This is a genomic window from Nocardia sp. NPDC049149 (assembly GCF_043197455.1).
Classification (GTDB): Bacteria; Actinomycetota; Actinomycetes; order Mycobacteriales; family Mycobacteriaceae; genus Nocardia.
The window spans coordinates 199279-218916 of sequence record NZ_JBICTD010000006.1 but is presented as its reverse complement, the minus strand read 5'-3'; the positions used below and the strand labels follow the sequence as shown (position 1 = coordinate 218916).

Here is a 19638-nt window from a genome sequence, read left to right as displayed (position 1 = left end):
GTTCCACCATTCACCGACGAGCCGATACCGATCACCCGATCATCGACGCTGCCTCCGCCCCGAACTGGCTCGGCGAGAACCCAACTCGCGCAAGCACCTGTCGCAACGCACGCCCTACTTCGGACAGCAGTGGTCGGGGTTGGTGACGCACACCGCAGAGCGACCTGTCCACCGCGCTATCGCTCGATGGGTTGGCTGCCGTATCGCGGTTGCCGAGCGAGCTGCCCCGCTGACCGAGGACCCGGAGTCCGCGCTGCCGGTCACCAGCGAGCCGAGCAGGCCGCCCAGGCTACTTGCCGAGCCGCTTTTCGCGACGGAAACCATCTCCTCGGCTGATGCCGATCATCCGCATCGTCAAAAAGGGCGATTGACCTCGCCGCATTCCGCACAAATCGCGTCGACGTTGGACACCCGACAGTGGAGTACTCCGAGATTCAGCCGAGAAGTCGACAAGGCTGACTTGACAACGACGACAGCGGATACGCTGCAACGGTCCGATCGGAACGTGTACACAGATCCAGGAATCGCACCCTAGGCGACTAGATCTGACCATCGAATCTGCATGAATGTGCACGAAATCGGCTCGAGACCACAGAAACCAGGCTTGACCTGGCCTTACTTGGTGGTCCCAGCTGGTTTCGAACCAGCGACCTTCCGCGTGTGAGGCGGACGCTCTCCCGCTGAGCTATGGGACCTGAACTGTTGCCAGATGGCGGGGTGTCCGGGTGGCTCAGCGCCGTCCGAACGAGATGGAACATTAGCACGGGGCACCGGCGGTTCACCAAATCGCCATCCGGGAGAGGGTGGAACATCGTGTGCGGCAGTCCGTCTCGGGCAAGCCGCTCCTCTACCGCCGACGAGCACGCGGCGGACGAGCCGAAGTAGCGAATCCCCCTCAACCACACCGGCCACCTCCGCCACTCTGGCAACCTTGTGGATTTCGCCCGTTCTACCAGCGGATTTGTAGCTTTCACCGGGCGTCCGCTAATGTTCTGTCTCGCACCACGGAGGCCGGAACAAGCCGCCGAGATGCGAAACGCGGATGTAGCGCAGCTGGTAGCGCATCACCTTGCCAAGGTGAGGGTCGCGGGTTCGAATCCCGTCATCCGCTCGAAGAGTAGGGCAAGGCAAACTAGTTTCGCCGTCCCCCTTCGCACGGTGGAGTGGCCGAGTGGTGAGGCAACGGCCTGCAAAGCCGTGCACACGGGTTCGATTCCCGTCTCCACCTCGCGCGATTAGCTCAGCGGGAGAGCGCTTCCCTGACACGGAAGAGGTCACTGGTTCAATCCCAGTATCGCGCACCACCGTAGTACCAGGTCAGGCCCCCTTTCGAGGGGGCCTTTCTTGTTGTCGTGGACCGTTCGTGAACTGACCTACTAGGCGGTGAGCGCCAGTTCGTCTCGACAGGATGCACCGCACTGGAGTCTCCGCCACCGACGAACAACTCGTGTAGCTCTTGCTCCCATGGATCCAGCGGTTCGGCGCGAAGTGGTCAATGACGCTGGACACATACCGCGTTCGGGCAGCCCCTCGGCCTCCCCGATGCTGACCGAGAGCGGCTACCCCGAACTTCCGCGTGGCACTGCGTCATTCGTGCCGCTGTCCCGGTGTCCTGAAGTGTCTCCTTGGCCGCAAGCTGACGCCAACGTGGACAGCAATACCGGGCAGGTGGCGCTTCGGCACCGATCGAGATTGTGTCGGCGCGGACTGTTCAGTCGTACTTCCTCGTCGGGGACGTCTCCATGTCCCAGCCGCCGCCGTAGCTCCCGCTGGTGTAGTGCCAGTAGATCTGACCGAGCAGGTTGCCGGTTTCCTTGTTCACGATGCGCCAGGCGATTCGATAGCCGACAGCGCCAGGCGGGCCGTCGAACAGGATGCCCTCGTACAGCTGTTCGGCCTTCGCGTCTTCAGGGGTCTGTTGCCGCAGTTAGGCTTGCGCTGCCGCCTTGACCGCGTGGCGGTTTGCCCACCCTTCGGCTAGGGCGACGATGTCGTCCAGCGATTGTCCTGGGGATCGTCGGCCGGCCCGCGCAACGAAGTGCCCAGCGTGCGGCTGTCCCACGGCTCGAAGGTCAGCTCGTCGAGCGGGTCGTCCAATCTCAATGTGTCGACGGCGGTCAGCAGGTCGGTGCCGGCCTCGACGACCTCCTCGTCATCGCGCGGCAGGATGAACAGCCGTTGTGGGCGGCACGGGTGGAACACCAGCTGGTCGCCGTCGGCGTTGTCCCCGATGACGACACACTCGACCGCGCGATCCTTCGGTAGCAGGTCCCGACACGCCGTCATGCCGATGCGTATGCGGCGACCGCGGGCTGGTCAGCTGATCAGGAGGCGCTGTTGGCGGCATCGGCCGAGAGGCCAGTTACCTCAGCGCCTCCTGATCGCCTGTCCAACAAAGCATCTCGGGCGATGTCGGCCCACCAACGCAGGCGCCGACTCGGGCATGTTCATCGACGCAAATTATCGAACATACGTTCTATCGTGAGGTAGGCTGCTTCGCGTGAACATACATTCGACCGCGTTTGCGCCGGATGCTCCGGCACCAGGATGGCCGGAACTGGCAGATGTCGACTTGCTGCGCACCCTCGTGGAAACCGAACGCCGCCGGAGACGACTGGATGCTGCCATGCGCGCGGCCGTCGCCGAAGCCGAGCGTCGTGGCCTCGCCGCAGACACCGGCTATCGGGACACCGTGGAGCTGTTGACTGATCTGCTGCGGATCAGTGCCGACGACGCGCGTCGGCGAATCGGATACGCAGCTCGGCAGGCCCGCCCGCGTTCCAGAAAGGTGTGGAGGGTGCTGGCGGCCGCAAGTTGAGGCCGAGCCCACGGTGTCTCGACCTCTGCGCAGAGGGCTGTAAGGGCCGACTGCCCGTTACTTGACCACGCTGAAGCAGCAAATGGTGATACTGGCTGGATGGTTAATCGGTGGGTTGGGGTCACGGTCGATTGTGTGGATGTGCAACGGGTGGCGAGGTTTTGGAGTGTGTTGTTGGATCGGCAGCCGGGGCCGTCTGAACCTGGGTGGGTCTATCTCGGAGAGCGGGGGGACGAGCTGCCTCGGCTGGTCTTTCAACCGGTGGACGAGCCTAAAGGCGGGAAGGTGCGCCTGCATCTCGATGTCGCTGTGGACAACATTTACGAAGGTATCGCGCAGGTCATCGAACTCGGCGGGCGGTGCACTGGTGAACGGCACGACTATGACGAAGGGGTGGTCGTGGTGATGGCCGATCCTGAAGAGCATGAATTCTGCCTCGTGCAGTAATACTGATCTGGTGAAGGATCGGGGCATGGACCTCGCGCGCTATCTCGAACTGATCCGGTCCGATAGTGAGTTGTTGCTCGCGGCGGCTCAGCGGAATCCACAAGGAGTCGTGCCTCTGCCCGGGCTGGACAGCTGCAGACCTCGTACGGCACGTTGGTCAGGTTTATGAGCACAAAGTCCTGTGCATGAAGCTGGATCGGGAACCGACTGGCGAGGAGCGGACTCCCGCACCCCAGGAGTCCCTGCTCGGCGCGTGGTTCATCGCGCAGCGGGCCACGTTGCTGGAGCAGTTGGCTGCGCACGGACCGCAACAACCGACGCACACCCGGTTTCCGCCCGATCAATCCGTCGGATTCTGGTACCGCAGAATGGCTTTGGAGACGGTCGTGCACCGGGTTGACGCACAGCTCGCGACCGGAGCTAGGACCGAGATCGATCCGGATTTGGCGGCGGACGGCGTCGACGAGCTCGTCGGATTTGTCACCTACGACTTCGGCGACACCCCGGTGCTGGAGGAAGGTGCGGGCCGCACAGTGGAGTTGCGCTGCGCGCACCACAGATGGGCGGTCACGCTGCAGAGCGACGGCGTCGATCGCGCAGCCGGCGATGCCGCCGCACACTCTGGTTTGCAGGGCGAACCGTCGGATCTGCTTCTCTACCTGTGGAATCGCGATCGCGACAGGGTGGCCGTGAGCGCGTGGGGTGATGCTGCGACCTTGACTGCGTTCGGTACTCGGCTCGAGGCGGAGACCCAGTAAGAAGCCTTGAACTTGTTGCACCGCGACGGTTCTAGCGAGAATGTGCAGGTGTCGCATGCTGATCCGGCCGGTGGCCGAAATGGCCTGAAAGACGGATCCGCCACTGATCGCATCGGAGGGGTGCGAGGACTCGCGGGCCCGAGCCGTTCGGGCTGCCCGTGTGCATCCCCTCCGCGCAACGGTGCCGGCCTGCAAGCCCTCGCCATAGCGCCGGGCGCGGGAATGCCTTTGTGGGCAGGGGCATTCCCGCGACCGGGCATGGGCAGCGACACCCTGGGTGCGCCTCCAGGGTGTCGCTGCGAGCCGGTTAGCCTCCGGAGCCCGTCGCCGGGCGGTTGTCGACCCACGCACCGCGGTAGTCGATCCACAGCGCGTGCGACGAGGTTTCCCCCGGTGCATTGCAGCTGGGGGTCACGTCGACAGTGGTGCGCGGGCGGATCTTCCTGACCACGGGAACCTCGTGGGTGATGCGGCGATCGCCCCAGTCCGAGCACGCCACCACGGCTTCCACCCGGTAGGTGTCATCGGTGTCGTTGCGGCAGACGAAACGGTCGCAATTGACACCAGGTGCCAGTTCCTGTGCGGCGGCCTGGGGTGCCAGCACTGCCACTGCGCTCGCGACGAGGGCAGTGACGCCCAGACTGAACGCCAACTGGTGACGCATGTATGAATCAACTCCAATCGAACGGGCCCGACCCGAGTTCCAATATCCCTGCACGTACGTCATTTCTGGATCACTGCGCGCTCATAAGCGGCCCGGACCATCGGTCATACGTAAAAGACACTGAGCAGAAACTGGACACGAAGCCCGATCGTCGGCAGGCCTACAGCCCGAGTCCAACTTTCAGCGTCGCCCACGAATCGTGCAGTGCGGCTTGCCAATAGGGCCACCAATGGGTGCCCACATCCGAATAGCGCACTGTTGCAGCGACATTGTTCGCCTTCAGCTTCTCGTCGAAGGCGACGGTGCAATCGTGGACGACCGTCTCGAGGACGATCGAGTTGAACGTGTCGACCGGGTAGCTGAAATCCGGGTCATAGGTGAAATCGGACGGTCCTGGCAGACCGGTGCCGGAGGAAAGGTAGATCGCCTTACCTCGGAGTTGCTCGAGGTGCAGGCTGGGGTCGTGCGCGTCCCATTCGGGATTGCCCGCGGGTCCCCACATATTGTCGGGGTTCCCGCCTTTGACCGTGACCGCCGACCGCACCGTCCCATAGTCGTATCGACTGGAAATCAGGCAGCCGCTATAGGACGCCACGGCCCGGTACAGCAACGGGTTGCGCACCGTCAGCGCCGCCGCGGCATGCGCGCCCATCGATATGCCGCCGATCGCGTTGATCCCGTTGCCGTGCAACACGTTGTCGAGCAGCGGCGGCAGCTCGCGGGTCAGGAACGTCTCCCACATGTTGTGCCCGAGTTTCGGATCGTCCTGCAGCCAGTCGGTATAGAACGTCCCGACGCCGCCGACCGGCATCACCACGTTGACCGGCTTGTCCGCGAAGAAGCTCACGACGTCGGATTTCGCCGTCCAGGTGCTCTGCTCGGTGCTGCCGCCGTCGCCGTCGAGCAGGTAGTAGGTGGGATGCGGCGCCTGGTCCTTGGGAATCAGCACATCGAGCTGGACCACCCGCCCCATCGCGGGCGAGCGGACGTACACCTCTTCCCACTGGTCCGTCTTGGGCGTGATGTGATCGATCACCGCCTCCGCCGAGGGCTGCGCGCTCGCCGGGGTGTAGGAAATCGGCACAAGAATCATCGCGACGATCGCGAGAATGCCGACGATTCGACGTTCGGCACAATTTCCGGGCCCGAGCGACACGATATGCACCGTCCTTGCTGCTGCCAACATTGAACGCCAGAACTTTACATTCGGCGGCGCGCACAACACAGCATCTGTGGCCCAATCGTCAAAGCCGCGTCGCGAATTGTCCGAATAACGAAATTCCGAGCTCGACGGGGCGAGTTCGGCGCCGGAACGATGGCAGCCGGCGCGAGTGTCACAGAGCGATGTTTAGACTTCCCTCGTGACGCGTGTGTTGATCACCGGAATGTCCGGCACCGGGAAATCCGCCCTGTTGAATGAGCTTGCCGCACGCGGCTATCGAGTGGTCGACACCGATCACGGGGACTACTACGAGACCGTCGACGGCGAAAGCCTTTGGCGCGCAGACCGTATCGACGCACTGCTGGCCACCGCGCCGGACAACGGCGACTTGCTCTTCATCCAAGGAACCACCAGGAACCAGGTCGACTTCTATCCGCGCTTCGACCACATCATCCTGCTCAGCGCCCCAGCGGAAGTCCTCGTCGAGCGACTGCGCACACGAACCAGCAACCCTTACGGAAAGAATCCGGAAGAACTCGCCGAAGTACTCGACTACCTCGAAACAGTCGAACCGCTGCTGCGCGAGGACGCCACCATGGAGGTGGTCACCACCATGCCCGTGGCCCAGGTCGCCGACGCCGTCCTGGACCACGTGCGCTAGGACCGCCGATCAGGGCCGCAGAGCGAGTTTGCCTACGGTGGATCGTGATTCGAGTTGTGTGAGCACCTTCGCGGCATCGGCCAGGTCGTAGACGGTGGGCAGTCCGGGCGGGTAGACGCCGAGGTCGATCAGAGCGGCGAGTTCAGCCATGAGGTCGGCGAAGACCTCGGGCGCGGATTCGATGAGGATGCCGACGTGCAAGCCGATCACGTGGATCGGGTACGTGAAATTCAGCTCCCGATTGCTGATGCTCGCCTCGCCGCCTGCGATGCCGTACACGACGACCCGACCGGTCACCCGCTTGGCGGCGGCGAGACTGGACCGGAATGTCTGCCCACCAACGGATTCCAGGACCAGATCGGCCCCGCCCCCGTCGGTGAGCCGCAGCACCTCGGCACTCACATCGGTGGCTCGATAGTCGATGACATGGTCGGCACCGAGTGCACGCACCGCATCATGCTTGTCCGGCGACGCGGTGGCAATCACAGTGGCGCCGTAGTGTTTTGCCATCCGCACCGCCGCTTGGCCGACCGCACCCGCCGCCGCGTGAATCAGGACGGTCTCGCCGGCAGCAATGCGCCCCAACGGTTTCAGCGCAGCCAACGCCGTAGCCCAGTTGAGGATAAGACCCAACGCCTGCTCATCGGTCCAGCCCACTGGAACCGCCGCCGCCCCGGCCGCGGACAACACCATGTATTCAGCGAAGGCGCCATATCCCGCACCGATGACATGATCGCCCACCGCAGGACTCGTGACGCCGGCACCGAGCGCGACCACCTCCCCTGCCGCCTCGAACCCGGCCAGGTAGGGCGCCGCCGGACCGTTCTCGTACGTCCCGTGCGTCTGCATGACATCCGCGAAATTGACCCCGGCGGCGGTGATTCGGATCAGCACCTCCCCAGGCCCCGGCGCGGGCACCGGCACATCGGTGCGCAATCGCATATCGTGCGGACCGGTCAATGTCGGTTGCTCAACGGCACGCATGGTGACAGGAATACTGCGGCTCATCGGAATTCGAACTCCATTCATCATGTCCGGCCGAGGCGGCGCAGTCAGAGCAAACCGGCCCGGTGTCATACCTGACCTGTAGCCACCGCGGCGACCATCTTGTTCCCGGGACGAGAACTGTGTTCCGTCACGAATTCTCGCCGGCCGGGTTGTCGCATATCCCAATTACTGCGTCGAAATCGTCAATTTGATACCGACGCAATCGATTTGAGGTTTGCGTCACAGACGGTTCGCTTAAACTCGCGGAGGTGAGCATCCCCACGGAGCCAATCGGTAGCATTCCACGTCCTCCAGAGTTGCTGGCCGCGATGGCGGCCCACAGTGCAGGTGAGATCGACGACGCTGCGCTCGCGCAAGAACAACAGCGAGCTGTCAGTGACACCGTTCGTCGCTTGGAAGAGATAGGTTCGCCGGTCGTCAGTGACGGCGAGCAGACCAAACCCAGTTTCGCCACCTATCCGATCGCCGGGCTCGCCCAGCTGGCGCCCGACGGTGTGGTGATCCCGTTCGCCGACGGGCATCAGCGGCAGCTGCCGTTGCTGACCGGCGGCCCGTTCCGGTATCAGGTGCATGCCGAAAGCTATTTGCGCGCAGCGCAGGAGCAGGCGACCGTTCCGGTCAAGCAGGCCGTCATCGCCCCGTCGGCGCTGAGCCTGCTGTACCCGCCCGGCGGCATCGACGGCTACTCGCAGGAGAGCTTCCTTTCCGATCTGGCCGACGAGGCCGAGGCCGATATTCGCGGCTGTCTCGACGCCGGTGCGCCGGTGGTGCAGCTCGACTTCACCGAGGGGCGCCTTTCACTCAAGCTCGATCCGAGCGGCGGCGTGCTCGACCAGTTCATCGCGCTGAACAACACGGTGCTCGAACGGTTCTCGCCCGAGGAGCGGGCCAGGATCGGGGTGCACACCTGCCCGGGCGGTGACCAGGATTCGACGCACAGCCTCGACGTGGACTACGCGGGACTGCTGCCGAAGCTGCTGCAGCTGAAGGCGGGCAACTTCTACGTCCAGCTGGCCAGCGAGCCGGAACCGGACAAGATTCTGGCGCTCATCGCCGACCATCTGCCCGCGGACGCCCGCATCTTCGTCGGCGTCACCGACCCGATCGACCCGAGGGTCGAGACGGCCGAGGAGGTCCGCGACCGGGTGCTCGCCGCGGCCAGGCATATCCCGGTCGATCGGCTCGGCACCTGCGACGACTGCGGGTTCTCCCCCTTCGCCGACGACACCTCCACCTCGCGCGAGACCGCGTTCGCGAAGATCAAGGCCCGCATCGACGGCACCGAGCTGGCCGCCGCGGAGCTGGGCGTCTGACGCGCGGCGGCCCCCTGGCCGGTGCAGCGGAATTGTCGGTACCCGGCATTACGCTGATCGCACCATGAAACCGAGCCAGGGGGTCGCAGCGTGACGGTCAGCAGGGCGGTCGATGCGCCCATCGAGCCGGACGGCACCGACCCCGAGCTCCTCGATCTGCAGGACGACATCTCGTTCGAGCTCGAGGAAGTCAACGAGCTGCTTGCCGAGCTGATCGCGATGCAGGCGGACCGCAAGGCCAAGGACGGGGAGATCCTGTCCGCTCGGCTCGGCGTCACCGGCGCACCGCCCGAGACGCTGGCCACCATCGGCGCCCGCTACGACCTCTCGCGAGACCGGATCCGGCAGCTGCACACCAAGGCGGTCGGCCAGCTGCTGCGGCAAGCCACACAGAGCGGACACCGTGCAGCCTCGGTCTTCGCGCGGCGCTATCCGATCGGCACCCGCGACCAGCAGCTGGTCCGGGCGTTGCTCGTCGAAACCTATGCCACCGACACCGATCTCGCGGCACACGAACTGTCGTATCTGAAGTTGCGGATCGCCGGGCACGCGTCCGAGGACGCGAAGCGCGTCGCCGGCTTCGTGGCGCAGCGCATCGCGGCCTGGCAGAGGAAGACGAACCGACGCCTGGCGAAGCTACGCGACGCCGAACCGCGCGCGACCAGCCAGCTGAATCCCTGGCTCGGACAGGTGGATTGGCCGGGGTCGGGCACGCCGGACCCGCTGCCGTCGGCGTCGGCGCGCACCGTGGACAGCGACGACGACGGGCGCGGGCACTTCTACCTCGACAAGGTCGGGCGGGACGTGCCGTTCGACTCGGGGTTGGAGGCACGCCTGCTGTGGATCCTCAACGCCAGCGACCTCGTCGACTCGTTCCAGGAACAGCCTGCCGCCGTCAGCTACGAGCTGGACGGCGCCGACCACATCGGCTACCCGAGCATCGTCGCCAGGCTCACCGACGGACGCGTCGTGCTGATCGACGTCGAACCGCTCGGACACGTTGCCTTCCACGTCAATCGAGTGCGGGCCGCCGCGGGCCGCGCCTACGCGCACGGCAGGGGCTGGGGCTGGCTCGTCTGGACCGGCAGCCTGATCGGCGTGCCCGATCTGCTGGCCAGAAAGGTCGATGCGCGAAGCACGGCACGCCTGACCGAGCTGCTGGAGCAGGGCCCTGCGCCGTGGGCCGCCGTCCGGCAGGTGCGCGACGAAACCGGCATGGAGCTGCTCGATTTCGTCACGCTGGTGCTGCGCAACGACTGGCGCTGGGACCGCGCGCCGTTCCGGCTCAGCGCACCACCATCGCACCCGCCACGAACGTGATGATCAGCATCATCGCGCAGCACATCATCAGCTGCCAGTGATTGATGGTCTGCTGCATGCTCTTGATGGTGGCGCGCAGCGAGGTGTCGACGCGGTGATGGTCGTCGAGTTTGCGGCGCGCCTGCGCGAGTGAGTCGGCGCGATCCTGCGCCTCCTGCTCCGCGCGTTCCAGCCGAGTCGTCAGCTTCATCAGGTTCTTCTGCTTGTCCCGCACCGTTTTCCGGGACAGTGCGAGCGCAGTGCGCTGGTTCACCAGCTCCTGGCGCTGTCGCGCGATGATCGTCGCCTGCGTCTTGGTGTGGTACTCCCAGTCGGCCACGGTGGCCCACCCTCCTGTCATCACCTCGCGATATCCCCAGACGATATCGCCGGTGACCCACCCTTCGATGAAGTCCCGCAGTTCGGTCGGGTCCCTGCGCGGCCCGGCGACCGCGCTGTTCGCGGTGTCGAGCACACCGCTCACCGCCTGGTAATCGCATGCGGGCGGGGCGAAGTCGGCGATGCCGAGCGCATGCAGGTAGTCGACCCAGTAGCCGGGCGGGCAGAGCCACAGCACGTCCCGGATGCCCGCGGCGCGCAACCGCTCCGTATGTTCTTGCGCGAGAGCCCGTTCCAGCGAGCCGCTGCGCACCTCGATGACGAACTCGCTGTCACCTTTACGCCAATAGATGTCTACGGGCAGCCCATCCACCCGTCGGTCCACCTCGGCCACTTCGGCGCCGTAGGCGAGCAGTCTGCCGCACATCCAGTACTTCAGCCGCCGCATATCCCATTGCGCCGTCTCACATTCCGGACACTGGCAGCCGTATCCGGCGGATTGCCGACGGGCTCTGCCCGGACCATCCGCTATACCCAACTCGGCGAGCATCGCCCGGCGCCCGCAGGCGATCTCCGCCCGCTGCTTCGTTCTCACGCGACCACTCCCCTGCCCAAACCTCCGCAGGTCTGGCGACCTACGCCATAGATCAAGAGTGCGCCAGACTTGTCGCCCTCGCCAGTCCCCTTTACCCCGCGCCCGGGTGCGCCACAATGGCAGATTTCCGATCGAACGCCTGGTCCCACCTGCGGCACAAGGAATTTCGCTGCGATAGCGGGCCGCAACGACACGCATCGTTCGGTCGATTGACAGTTACCGCCATCCTGCGACATCCCCGTGCTGCCCAGCACGGCAGTCGTTCGGACTGCCGCCGGAGCCGGAAACCGCATAGGCTACGAGCCGGGGTGCGCCTCGGCTTGTGTGTTGTCGCCGATGGGTAAGCAACGCTGTTCCGGACAAACCGGATCGCGCCGACCTCCGCCTGCAACGGCGCGGGACGGCCCGCCTACGCTGCTTCGATCAGATCCAAGGAGCCGGTCGCCGAACCGGTCTCCATGGCCGAGCGCCAGCGAGTGAACCGACAACACAACCGCCCCTGGGCGAACGACGGTGGCACTGTCGTGACCCCGCGCAGTTCGAACCGGGCGGATAGAATCGTCCGGCCCAGCGGGAGCTGAGCCGACACGGGGAAGTGGGTACTGGATGGAGCACGGTCAAGAGGCCGGCGAGTCGATCGGCGCGATGCTGGCGAGCATCGCGACGGTTCTCCGGGAGGTCAGCGACAAACTGGACGCCGTGGCGGCCCGCGTCGACGGTGCACCGGTCGTCGTGTCGACCGACCGCAGCGTGGAAGCGCGACTGGCCAAGCTCGAGGCCTGGGCTTTCGGTGCCGGACAGGATATTTCGGGCATCAACCGACGGCTGGAGAAGCTAGAGTCCGGCGGCGGTTCCGCCCATGCCGCCCCGGAGGGTGAGCGCGCCGAGCGCCCGCCGCTACCGCGTGCCGCCTCGCGCAGGAACGCCGCGGCCAGCGAAGCGAGCACCTCGGCCCTGCGCGAATCCGGCTCGGGCGCGAGTACTCCGCTCGGCAGAGAGAGCACCGGCAGGCCGTCTGAGCCCGCCGCCAGCGCAACCACGACCTTCGAGTCCGCCGCCACCGCGCGCGACACCGCTGCGGCGACCAGGGAGAGCGTCTCCCGGCGCTACGACAGCACGCCGGACGCCCCTGCCCGCGATTCCGCGGCGCACGAACTGAATTCGGTGCCACAGCGCACCTTCAGCGCGCCCCGTGAGCCTGCGGCCTACGAGTCGAGCAACGGAACGAACTTCACCGCCCCCACGCCGCGGGAGCCGAGCCCAGCGTCGTCCGCGAACTTCACCGCGCCGACGCCGCGCGAACCGCTGCCGGTCCGCCAATCGAACTTCACCACGCCCCGCGAACCGGCGAGCACGTCGTACCAGAACTTCACCGCGCCACCCGACAAGCCCTACGAGAGCATGATCCCGGCGGCCGCGACCAACGGCGACTACGGCATCGGCCGCACCAACGGGTCCGCGCCGGAGGAGAACGGCGTCGCGCTCACCGGCGCACACCGCGCGGGCGAGGAAGACCTGATCCCCGTGGACAACACGCACGTCGACAAGCTGCAGGCGATGCTCGACGAACTGAAGAAGACCGCGGCGGCGCCGCTCGGCCGCTCCGATGTGTTCGGTCCGCCGCCCACCGATCTGAACTCGACCGGCTACCAGCCCGAGCGCTCCACCGACACCCCACGGGATTACCGACTGTCCGGCCCGCCGTCGCACTCCTGACACCGCCTACGCGGCGTCGGATTTCGCCGAACTGGTCAACAGGTCGGCGATCAGCTCACGCAGCCAGCGATGCCCGCTGTCGGCGGTATTGCGCGGATGCCACGCCATCCCGATCGCAACCTCGGGCAGCGGCAGCGGAATCTCGAAGGCGCACAACCCGAGCCCCGGCAACGCCGAGCGGCTGAGCATGGCGGGCCCTGGACAGATCAGGTCGCTGGCACGCACCGCGAACAAGGCGGTGGTCAGCGTCGGCACGGTGGCGACGACGCGACGGGTGCGTCCGTGCAACGCCAGCCGGTCGTCGATCGGCCCGCGTGCGGCTCCGGTGCGCGACACACTCAGATGCGACGCTGCCGCGAAGCGCGCCACCGTGACTCGATCGGTGAGCAGCGGATGATCGGCCGCCGCGATGCCGATGATCCGATCGGTGATCACCCGCCGCACGGTCGTCTCCGGATCGACATGGTCGATGACACCCACCTCGATGTCGACCCTGCCGTCCCGCAGCGCCGCAGTGCCCTCCAACGTGTCCGGCAGGAAGCGCAACGTCACGCCGGGTGCCTGTGCCCGCACCGCGGCCAGCAGCGGTGCGGCCAACTCGGTGAGGACCATGTCCCCTGCCTGCACCGCGAAGTTCCGCTTCAGGACGCCGGGATCGATCGTCCCCCGCGGTGTCAGCAGCGCCCGCCCCTGCTCGACCAGAATGCTGACCTCGTAACGCAATTCCAGCGCACGCGGGGTCGGCACCAGGCTGCGGCCCGCACGGACCAGCAGCGGATCGCCGAGCACCCGGCGTAGCCGGGCCAGCGTCCGGCTCATCGCGGGTGCGGACGTGTGCAGCCGCTCCGCCGCGCGCGTGACACTGTTCGTGTCGAGCAACGCGTCGAGGGCCACCAGCAGATTCATGTCCAACGCCTCCACTCATGGATTATCACCAACGCAATGGTCGATTACCAACATTGCACTGGTGATAATCCGTGGCGCCTCCTACCGTTGATCACGACGGCGCCGTCCTGCCGAACGAAACCCCTTGTCGGAAGGACGCACACCCCATGTCCCCTGTCTTCGAACCCGGTGCGCAACTAGCGGTACTCAGCCAGAGCGGTTGCACATTGAGCTTCTTCGATCTCGCCACCCAGACCCGCATCGCGCAGCTCGAGGTGCTGCCGCAGGGCCACGAACTCTGCTTCGATCCGCGCACCAGGCTGCTGTACGCGAGCCACACCTACCGGGCAGGAACCTGGCTGGCACACGAGGGAGAAAGCCACGAAATCACCGTGATCGACGTCGATGCGCAACAGATCGTCGATGTCATCGATGTCGCACCGGAGCACGCACCGCACGGGCTGCACATCGACGGCGATGTGCTCTACGCCAGTGTCGAAACGGGCCCGGCGGGTCCGGGCGCGCTGCTCGCGATCGACCTGAACACCCGGCGCACGCTGCGTCGCATCTCGGCGGAAGCCTGGGTCCCGCACTGGGCCATTGTCACGCCGGACGGCAAGAAGGCCTACACCACCAACAAGACGGCGCCGTTCGTGTCGGTCCTCGACCCGACGGGGGTTGCGGCGGCACGGCGAATCCCGGTGCAGGGCAGTGAAGGTCTCGCCCTGTCACCCGACGGCTCCCGATTGTTCGTCGCCACCCCAACGCTGACGCAGACGCCGGAAACCCCACGCGCGGTAGTGGTGATCGATGTCGGCACCGACACCGTCGTGCACACCATCCCGACGGTGGCCGCGCCGAGCGCGATCCACGTCACCGGCACCGGAACACTCCTGGTCGGGCAGTGGCGATTCGAGCAGGAACGCGGCGGGTTCCACGCGGCGGGCGGCGTGCTGTCGAGCTACGACGCGAACAGTTACGCGTTGCTCGGGCACACCGAAGTCGGTGCGGGGCCGCTCAACATCTGCGCGACCCCGGACGGCGCAACGGGTTTCGTCAGCAATCTGCAGTCCGGCACCGTCAGCGTGGTCGATCTCGCGCAGTGCGCGGTGGTGGCAACGCTGGCGGTGGATCCGTCAGTGGACGGACCCAACCAGGGCGCGCACGGACTCGCCTACATTCCGCCCGCGAATTAGCGAGGACCGCCTGGGGTTTCGGCCGGATAGCGATCGTGCGGCGCCGGATGCTCGAACACCGGCGCGTTCGACACCGGAGTTCCCTGCCGCCGCCGATCGTTCAACCCGCGGTAGGACTCCGGCTTGACCGTCCGGAACCACTGCGCGAGCCGAGTCCGCAGCGGCAGCCGGAACTTCAGGTCGGACAGCATCTCGTCGATATTGCGGATGGAGAACGGGGTGATCGAGGTGCCGTGCGCGTGGTGCCCGCCCGTGCGTTCGTCCATCCAGCGCAGCCGAGCGTCGATCTGCTCGTTCGCGACCTCGGGCGTCGGCAGGTTGTCCAGCTGCCCGCCGAGCAACGCGGCGATCCAGTGCGCGTTGACCTCGGCGTTCAGCGTGCTGATCACCGACGAGTTGTACCCGGCGAAGGTCAGATTCGGCACGTCGAGCGGCAGGATCTGCCGGTGCAGGCGGAAATTGCCGTGCTCGTCGGTCAGCCGACGCTGGATGTACGGGGTCAGGAACGGCACCCGCTGCTGGAATCCGGTGGCGCACACCACCACGTCGGCCGGGATGAGCTGCCCGTTCGACAGTTGCACGGCGGGTGCTTCGCGGCCGCCGTGCATCTCGGTGATGGTGGTGTCGCGCTGCACCACGATGCGGCCGTTCGCCACCTGCTCGTAGAAGTTCTCGGTGGTGAGGCCGACGGTGCTCTCCGCGATCGTCTCGAACCGTCCCTCGGGTAGCAGGTCGAGTTCGCGCAGGCGCATGTGCTTGGTGGCCAGCTCCTGGATCAGATCGAAATTGCTGACCCGGAACGACTGACCGGACCCGGAGAGGAACCGATCCATCCGCCCCGGCTGCCGATGCGGGAAATGCGCCTCGCCGAAACGGGTCAGCATCAACCGCTCGTAGTCCAGGACGCGCGCCATCTTGCGCGGCATCTTCCACAGCAGGCGCCGCGCGACCACGGTGGTCGAGGCCGCCACGTCGCTCACCGCCTCGGCGATATCGCAGGCGGATTTGCCGTATCCGACCACAACGACCGATTTGCCGCGCACCGCTTCGAGTTCCACGAACTCCGACGCGTGACCGAGCTGACCACCGGCGGCACGGAACAGTTCGATGCCGCGGTAGTCGGGGATCGCAGGCTCACTGAACACACCGTTGGCGATGATCAGGTGATCGCAGGAGCTCCGATGAATGCCGGTCTCGTCCTTGACCTCGAGCAGCCAGCCGCTGTCCACCGGGTCGGCCGCGACCACCTCGGTGTTGAGCCGCAAGTGCGCGTGCAGGCCGAAGCGCTCGGCGTAGGCGGCAAGATACGCCTGCATCTGCTCCCCGTCGAGCACCCGCGGAAAATCCGATGGCATCGGGAAGTCGGAAAAGTGATAAGTGTTCTTCGAATTCTGCGTTCGCAGTCCCGGGTACCTGCGGGTCGCACTCCACACGCCACCGACATCGGGCGCACGGTCGAATATCTCGACCGGAAAACCCTTCTGGATCAGCACTTTCGCGCAGGCAAGACCTGCGATACCCGCACCGACGATCGCGATGCGGTTTCCGCTCGTCATGCGCAGGAGATTACGTCGCTCAGCGCGCACAGCAAAGTCGGTTGGCCGAAACCGTGCTTCAGCGCATAGCCGGGGCGCTCGCCAAATCCACCGGAAGATGCAGCAGACCGCGGATCAGAATGCTCTCCCGCCAGCGCAGCTCGTCATTGTCGACGGCAAGGCGCAGCTCCGGATAGCGCTGCACGAGCCTGGTCAACGCGATACGGGTCTCGACTCGGGCCAGGCCCGCGCCGAGGCAATAGTGGATGCCGTGGCCGAAGGCGATGTGGTTGGCAGGCCGGTCCGGATCGAACACCGTCGGGTCCGCGAAATGGCGTTCGTCACGATTGGCCGAGGCGAGCGCGACCAGCATCATCTCCCCCGCCGGGATCTCGGTGTCGCCGAGCGTGACGGGTGCGGCGGTGTAGCGCAGCGTCGCGGTGTTCACCGGGCTGTTGAAGCGCAGCGTCTCCTCGACAAGCGGCACGACGGCGTCGGGGTCGGCACGCAGCGCGTGGTATCGATCCGGATCGGTCAGCAGGGCGAGCACGGTGTTGCCGATCAGGTTGACCGTCGTCTCGTGCCCGGCGACCAGGATGAGGAACGCCATCGAGATCAGTTCGTCGTGGCTGAGCCGATCGCCGTCGTCGGCGACGGTGAGCAGCTGGGAGATCAGGTCGTCGCCGAGGCCGCTGTCGCGGCGCAGCGCCACCAGGTGGTCGAAGAAGTCGACGATGCTGTCGGTCGCGTTGCGCATGCCCTCCGGCGTGGACATCGGAGGGTCGGCCACCGCGGCGGACCATTCGCGGAACTGCGCGCGTGCCTCGACGGGCACGCCGAGCAGCTCGCAGATCACCGTGATCGGCAACGGGAAGGCGTACTCCTCCAACAGGTCGACCCGCCCGGTGGCGCCCGCGGCGCGATCGATCCCGTCCAGCAGCTCGTCCGTGATCGCCTCGATCCGCGGCACGAGCGCCGCCATCCGCGCGGGCGCGAACGCAGGTGTGACCAGTTTGCGCAGCCGCGAATGAATGGGCGGGTCGGCATTGAGCAGATGATGACTCAAGCGCATGTTGGCGGCGGCGACGCCACTCGCGCCCGCGCCGGCCTGCCTGGCCTGCGCGCCGATCTCGGTGTGCGGGTCCTTGCGGATATCGGGGTGGCGCAGCGCCTCTTTGATCGCGTCGTAGTCGACGACCAGCCAGACGCGCACCCCATTGCGCAGCCGGATCCGGTGCACGGGCCCCTCGGCGCGCAGCTGCCGATAGAAGGCGAATGGTGCACGGAAGAAATCGGCGGGCAGCTCTCGCATCTGGATTGGCCTCCGGCGTTCACGAGTTACGTTGCGGCTCTTCGATAGTGACATCCACCACGGTGGACGGCCAGACCCCGGCACGGTGATCATCCGGCCGATCGCCATTGTCGATCGCCGCCGCACCGGCGCGACGATTCGCCGCGCGGGCCCGCCGCAACCCCGCTACCCTGCGCAGATGAGTTCGATCGCACCCGTATTGCGGGGTGCCCGGATCGCGAACTCCGTCGCGTTCGGGTTGCAGGGTTTCTTCTTCGCCGTGGTGTTGACCGAGTTGCCGCAGCAGAAGGAGAAGTTCGGCCTGTCCGACGAGCTGATCGTCGGCTCGGTGGTGCTGGTGTCGCTGCTCGCGGCCGTCGGCAGCTTGACCGCCGAGCGGTTGGCGCTGCGCTGGTCGAGCCGGGCGGCGTTGCGCATCGGCCTGCTGCTCATCACGATCACCGGAACGGCGACCGCGTTCGCGCCGAACACGGCGGTGCTGCTGGGCTGCCTCGGCTGCTATGGCATCGCGGTCGGCATCGTCGACGCGAGCCAGACCATGCAGGCGGTGTTCATTCAGCACGGGTACGGACAGTTCATTCTCACGTCGTTCTATGCCGCGTGGAGCGCCGGATCGATTGCCGGCGCGCTGTTCGTGTCGGGGTGCGAGGCGCTGGACGTGACGTTGCGCGAGACGCTGCTCGGCGCGGCGGGGATCGTGCTCGTCGTCGGGCTCGTGCTCGGGCCGCGGCTGCTCAGCCCGCAGGAGGCGGAGGCGGGACCGGCCGAGGAACCCGCGGACGTCGAAACGGTCGCGCTGCGGGCGTATTTCGTGTTCGGGATCGCGATCGCGCTGGTGTTCGCGATCGACCTGGCGGTGGGCAATTGGTCCGCCCTCTATCTGACCGACGACTTGCTCGCCTCGTCAGCGACGGCGGCGCTCGCGCTCGCCGCCTATCAGGGCACCTCGTTGGTCGCGCGGCTCACCGGCGACGTGCTGGTGCGCCGCTTCGGCCCGCGGCGGGTGGCGCGCACCGCGGCGGCCGCGGGCGTGGTCGGCCTGGCGATCGTGATCGCGGCGCCGAGCCCGATCGTCGCGATCGTCGGCTTCCTGATCGCCGGTGTCGGCATTCCGGTGATCGCGCCGCTGTGCTTCAGCGAGGCTGGGCAACTGACCAGCGGCCGCGCCCTCGATGCGATGATCGCGCGGCTCAACCTCTTCAACTACGCGGGGACGCTGTTCGGCGGCGGCGTGGTCGGCGCGGTCGCGGCGGGCTTCGGGCACCGGGTCGGTTTCGTGATTCCGCTGGTGTTCGCGGCGGCGGTGATCGGACTGGCACGGGTGTTCCATTCTCGACCCGAAGGGGACAAACATCCCACCTCTTCCGGTGAGCATGCTCTACTGGACTGATGAGCAGCATCCCAGTCACCGTGGACCGGGCCGGTCTATGGGACGCCGAAGAACTCAGCGACGTTGCAGCAGCAACCTTTCCACTGGCTTGCCCACCGGGCTCGACTCCCGACGACATCGACATCTTCATCACCGACGTGCTGTCCGGCGAACGATTCGGCGAGTATCTGAGTGATCCGACCAGGACGGTACTCAAGGCCGTCGCCGACGACGACATCGTCGGCTACGCGATGCTCATCGCGGGCGATCCGGCCGACCCCGAGGTCGCGAAAGCGGTGGATCTGCGGCCGGTGATCGAAATCAGCAAGATGTATGTGCTGCCAGGCCATCATGGCAGCGGGGTGTCGACGGCGCTGATGCTCGCGGCGCTGGAACGGGCGCGCGAAGGCGGGTTTGCCGGGGTGTGGCTCGGTGTCAACCAGGAAAATGCTCGTGCGCAGCGGTTTTACGGCAAGCACGGTTTCGTCGAGGTCGGCACCAAGACCTTCACCGTCGGCAATCAGGTGCACCATGACTATGTGATGCGATTGGTGTTCTGAG

The 19638-nt window shown here is 66.2% G+C and carries 18 protein-coding genes and 4 tRNA genes; 13 read left to right on the top strand and 9 right to left on the bottom strand.

Annotation, left to right across the window (positions count from 1 at the left end; all coding sequences use genetic code 11):
- Positions 1 to 620 precede the first annotated feature (620 nt).
- A tRNA-Val gene (locus ACGFNJ_RS25265) sits at positions 621 to 695 on the bottom strand.
- A 343-nt stretch (positions 696 to 1038) separates the two neighbouring features.
- Here ACGFNJ_RS25265 and ACGFNJ_RS25260 point away from each other — a divergent pair.
- The 3 genes from ACGFNJ_RS25260 to ACGFNJ_RS25250 all read left to right on the top strand — a co-directional run bounded on the left by ACGFNJ_RS25260 (position 1039) and on the right by ACGFNJ_RS25250 (position 1304).
- Positions 1039 to 1111, top strand: a tRNA-Gly gene (locus ACGFNJ_RS25260).
- Positions 1112 to 1157: 46 nt separating this feature from the next.
- Positions 1158 to 1228 (top strand) — tRNA-Cys (locus ACGFNJ_RS25255).
- Position 1229: 1 nt separating this feature from the next.
- A tRNA-Val gene (locus ACGFNJ_RS25250) sits at positions 1230 to 1304 on the top strand.
- A 673-nt stretch (positions 1305 to 1977) separates the two neighbouring features.
- Here the strand turns inward: ACGFNJ_RS25250 and ACGFNJ_RS25245 are convergent.
- Complete coding sequence (locus ACGFNJ_RS25245) at positions 1978 to 2286, bottom strand: hypothetical protein (RefSeq protein WP_393452823.1); 309 nt, start codon at positions 2284 to 2286, stop codon at positions 1978 to 1980.
- 214 nt (positions 2287 to 2500) lie between these two features.
- Between ACGFNJ_RS25245 and ACGFNJ_RS25240 the strand changes: the two genes are divergently transcribed.
- The 3 genes from ACGFNJ_RS25240 (at position 2501) to ACGFNJ_RS25230 (ending at position 4023) form a co-directional block, all read left to right on the top strand.
- Positions 2501 to 2818: a DUF222 domain-containing protein gene (locus ACGFNJ_RS25240; RefSeq protein WP_393452820.1), complete on the top strand. Its 318-nt coding sequence runs from the start codon at positions 2501 to 2503 to the stop codon at positions 2816 to 2818.
- A 99-nt stretch (positions 2819 to 2917) separates the two neighbouring features.
- A complete protein-coding gene (locus tag ACGFNJ_RS25235) occupies positions 2918 to 3265 on the top strand; it encodes a VOC family protein (RefSeq protein WP_393452817.1) in 348 nt (115 codons plus the stop codon).
- Positions 3266 to 3330: 65 nt separating this feature from the next.
- A complete protein-coding gene (locus ACGFNJ_RS25230) occupies positions 3331 to 4023 on the top strand; it encodes a maleylpyruvate isomerase family mycothiol-dependent enzyme (protein WP_393452814.1) in 693 nt (230 codons plus the stop codon).
- Positions 4024 to 4330: 307 nt separating this feature from the next.
- On the opposite strand, the gene ACGFNJ_RS25225 is transcribed toward ACGFNJ_RS25230, so the two are convergent.
- Positions 4331 to 4687, bottom strand: coding sequence for a hypothetical protein (locus tag ACGFNJ_RS25225; RefSeq protein WP_393452811.1), 357 nt, complete (start codon positions 4685 to 4687; stop codon positions 4331 to 4333).
- Positions 4688 to 4847: 160 nt separating this feature from the next.
- Complete coding sequence (locus ACGFNJ_RS25220) at positions 4848 to 5843, bottom strand: alpha/beta hydrolase (RefSeq protein WP_393452808.1); 996 nt, start codon at positions 5841 to 5843, stop codon at positions 4848 to 4850.
- A gap of 205 nt (positions 5844 to 6048) precedes the next feature.
- On the opposite strand from ACGFNJ_RS25220, the gene ACGFNJ_RS25215 reads away from it, so the two are divergent.
- Positions 6049 to 6510, top strand: coding sequence for an AAA family ATPase (locus ACGFNJ_RS25215; RefSeq protein WP_393452805.1), 462 nt, complete (start codon positions 6049 to 6051; stop codon positions 6508 to 6510).
- Between the two features lie 9 nt (positions 6511 to 6519).
- Here the strand turns inward: ACGFNJ_RS25215 and ACGFNJ_RS25210 are convergent, their stop codons facing one another.
- A complete protein-coding gene (locus ACGFNJ_RS25210) occupies positions 6520 to 7518 on the bottom strand; it encodes an NADPH:quinone oxidoreductase family protein (RefSeq protein ID WP_393452803.1) in 999 nt (332 codons plus the stop codon).
- 248 nt (positions 7519 to 7766) lie between these two features.
- Between ACGFNJ_RS25210 and ACGFNJ_RS25205 the strand changes: the two genes are divergently transcribed.
- A complete protein-coding gene (locus tag ACGFNJ_RS25205) occupies positions 7767 to 8831 on the top strand; it encodes a cobalamin-independent methionine synthase II family protein (protein WP_393452800.1) in 1065 nt (354 codons plus the stop codon).
- Positions 8832 to 8921: 90 nt separating this feature from the next.
- Entirely contained in the window at positions 8922 to 10151 is a 1230-nt protein-coding gene (locus ACGFNJ_RS25200) for a sigma factor-like helix-turn-helix DNA-binding protein (RefSeq protein ID WP_393452797.1), read from the top strand.
- On the opposite strand, the gene ACGFNJ_RS25195 is transcribed toward ACGFNJ_RS25200, so the two are convergent.
- Positions 10117 to 11064 carry a hypothetical protein gene (locus ACGFNJ_RS25195; RefSeq protein ID WP_393452794.1) on the bottom strand — a complete coding sequence of 316 codons (948 nt, stop codon included), beginning with the start codon at positions 11062 to 11064 and terminating at the stop codon, positions 10117 to 10119. The two genes, ACGFNJ_RS25200 and ACGFNJ_RS25195, sit on opposite strands and share 35 nt — an antisense overlap.
- 606 nt (positions 11065 to 11670) lie before the next feature.
- On the opposite strand from ACGFNJ_RS25195, the gene ACGFNJ_RS25190 reads away from it, so the two are divergent.
- Complete coding sequence (locus ACGFNJ_RS25190) at positions 11671 to 12780, top strand: hypothetical protein (RefSeq protein WP_393452791.1); 1110 nt, start codon at positions 11671 to 11673, stop codon at positions 12778 to 12780.
- Positions 12781 to 12786: 6 nt separating this feature from the next.
- Here ACGFNJ_RS25190 and ACGFNJ_RS25185 read toward each other — a convergent pair whose 3' ends face one another.
- The gene (locus tag ACGFNJ_RS25185) at positions 12787 to 13692 is read right to left on the bottom strand and encodes a LysR family transcriptional regulator (RefSeq protein ID WP_393454150.1); all 906 of its coding nucleotides are present in this window, start codon (positions 13690 to 13692) and stop codon (positions 12787 to 12789) included.
- Positions 13693 to 13832: 140 nt separating this feature from the next.
- On the opposite strand from ACGFNJ_RS25185, the gene ACGFNJ_RS25180 reads away from it, so the two are divergent.
- Positions 13833 to 14861, top strand: coding sequence for a YncE family protein (locus tag ACGFNJ_RS25180; protein WP_393452788.1), 1029 nt, complete (start codon positions 13833 to 13835; stop codon positions 14859 to 14861).
- Here the strand turns inward: ACGFNJ_RS25180 and ACGFNJ_RS25175 are convergent.
- Complete coding sequence (locus ACGFNJ_RS25175) at positions 14858 to 16417, bottom strand: flavin-containing monooxygenase (protein WP_393452785.1); 1560 nt, start codon at positions 16415 to 16417, stop codon at positions 14858 to 14860. The two genes, ACGFNJ_RS25180 and ACGFNJ_RS25175, sit on opposite strands and share 4 nt — an antisense overlap.
- Before the next feature lie 58 nt (positions 16418 to 16475).
- Positions 16476 to 17708, bottom strand: a complete 1233-nt coding sequence (locus ACGFNJ_RS25170; RefSeq protein WP_393452782.1) for a cytochrome P450 — start codon at positions 17706 to 17708, stop codon at positions 16476 to 16478.
- Between the two features lie 178 nt (positions 17709 to 17886).
- On the opposite strand from ACGFNJ_RS25170, the gene ACGFNJ_RS25165 reads away from it, so the two are divergent.
- On the top strand, positions 17887 to 19098 hold the full coding sequence (locus tag ACGFNJ_RS25165) for an MFS transporter (RefSeq protein ID WP_393452779.1): 1212 nt from the start codon (positions 17887 to 17889) through the stop codon (positions 19096 to 19098).
- Positions 19098 to 19637: a GNAT family N-acetyltransferase gene (locus ACGFNJ_RS25160; RefSeq protein ID WP_393452776.1), complete on the top strand. Its 540-nt coding sequence runs from the start codon at positions 19098 to 19100 to the stop codon at positions 19635 to 19637. Before ACGFNJ_RS25165 ends, ACGFNJ_RS25160 begins: the two co-directional genes overlap by 1 nt.
- The last annotated feature ends 1 nt before the right edge of the window (position 19638 follow it).

What these genes read in the sequence shown, in the direction of transcription:
- ACGFNJ_RS25245 (WP_393452823.1), bottom strand. Translation starts at nt 2,286, where the DNA reads ATGACGGCGTGTCGGGACCTGCTACCGAAGGATCGCGCGGTCGAGTGT.
- ACGFNJ_RS25235 (WP_393452817.1), top strand. Translation starts at nt 2,918, where the DNA reads ATGGTTAATCGGTGGGTTGGGGTCACGGTCGATTGTGTGGATGTGCAA.
- ACGFNJ_RS25225 (WP_393452811.1), bottom strand. Translation starts at nt 4,687, where the DNA reads ATGCGTCACCAGTTGGCGTTCAGTCTGGGCGTCACTGCCCTCGTCGCG.
- ACGFNJ_RS25210 (WP_393452803.1), bottom strand. Translation starts at nt 7,518, where the DNA reads ATGAGCCGCAGTATTCCTGTCACCATGCGTGCCGTTGAGCAACCGACA.
- ACGFNJ_RS25190 (WP_393452791.1), top strand. Translation starts at nt 11,671, where the DNA reads ATGGAGCACGGTCAAGAGGCCGGCGAGTCGATCGGCGCGATGCTGGCG.
- ACGFNJ_RS25180 (WP_393452788.1), top strand. Translation starts at nt 13,833, where the DNA reads ATGTCCCCTGTCTTCGAACCCGGTGCGCAACTAGCGGTACTCAGCCAG.
- ACGFNJ_RS25175 (WP_393452785.1), bottom strand. Translation starts at nt 16,417, where the DNA reads ATGACGAGCGGAAACCGCATCGCGATCGTCGGTGCGGGTATCGCAGGT.
- ACGFNJ_RS25170 (WP_393452782.1), bottom strand. Translation starts at nt 17,708, where the DNA reads ATGCGAGAGCTGCCCGCCGATTTCTTCCGTGCACCATTCGCCTTCTAT.
- ACGFNJ_RS25165 (WP_393452779.1), top strand. Translation starts at nt 17,887, where the DNA reads ATGAGTTCGATCGCACCCGTATTGCGGGGTGCCCGGATCGCGAACTCC.
- ACGFNJ_RS25160 (WP_393452776.1), top strand. Translation starts at nt 19,098, where the DNA reads ATGAGCAGCATCCCAGTCACCGTGGACCGGGCCGGTCTATGGGACGCC.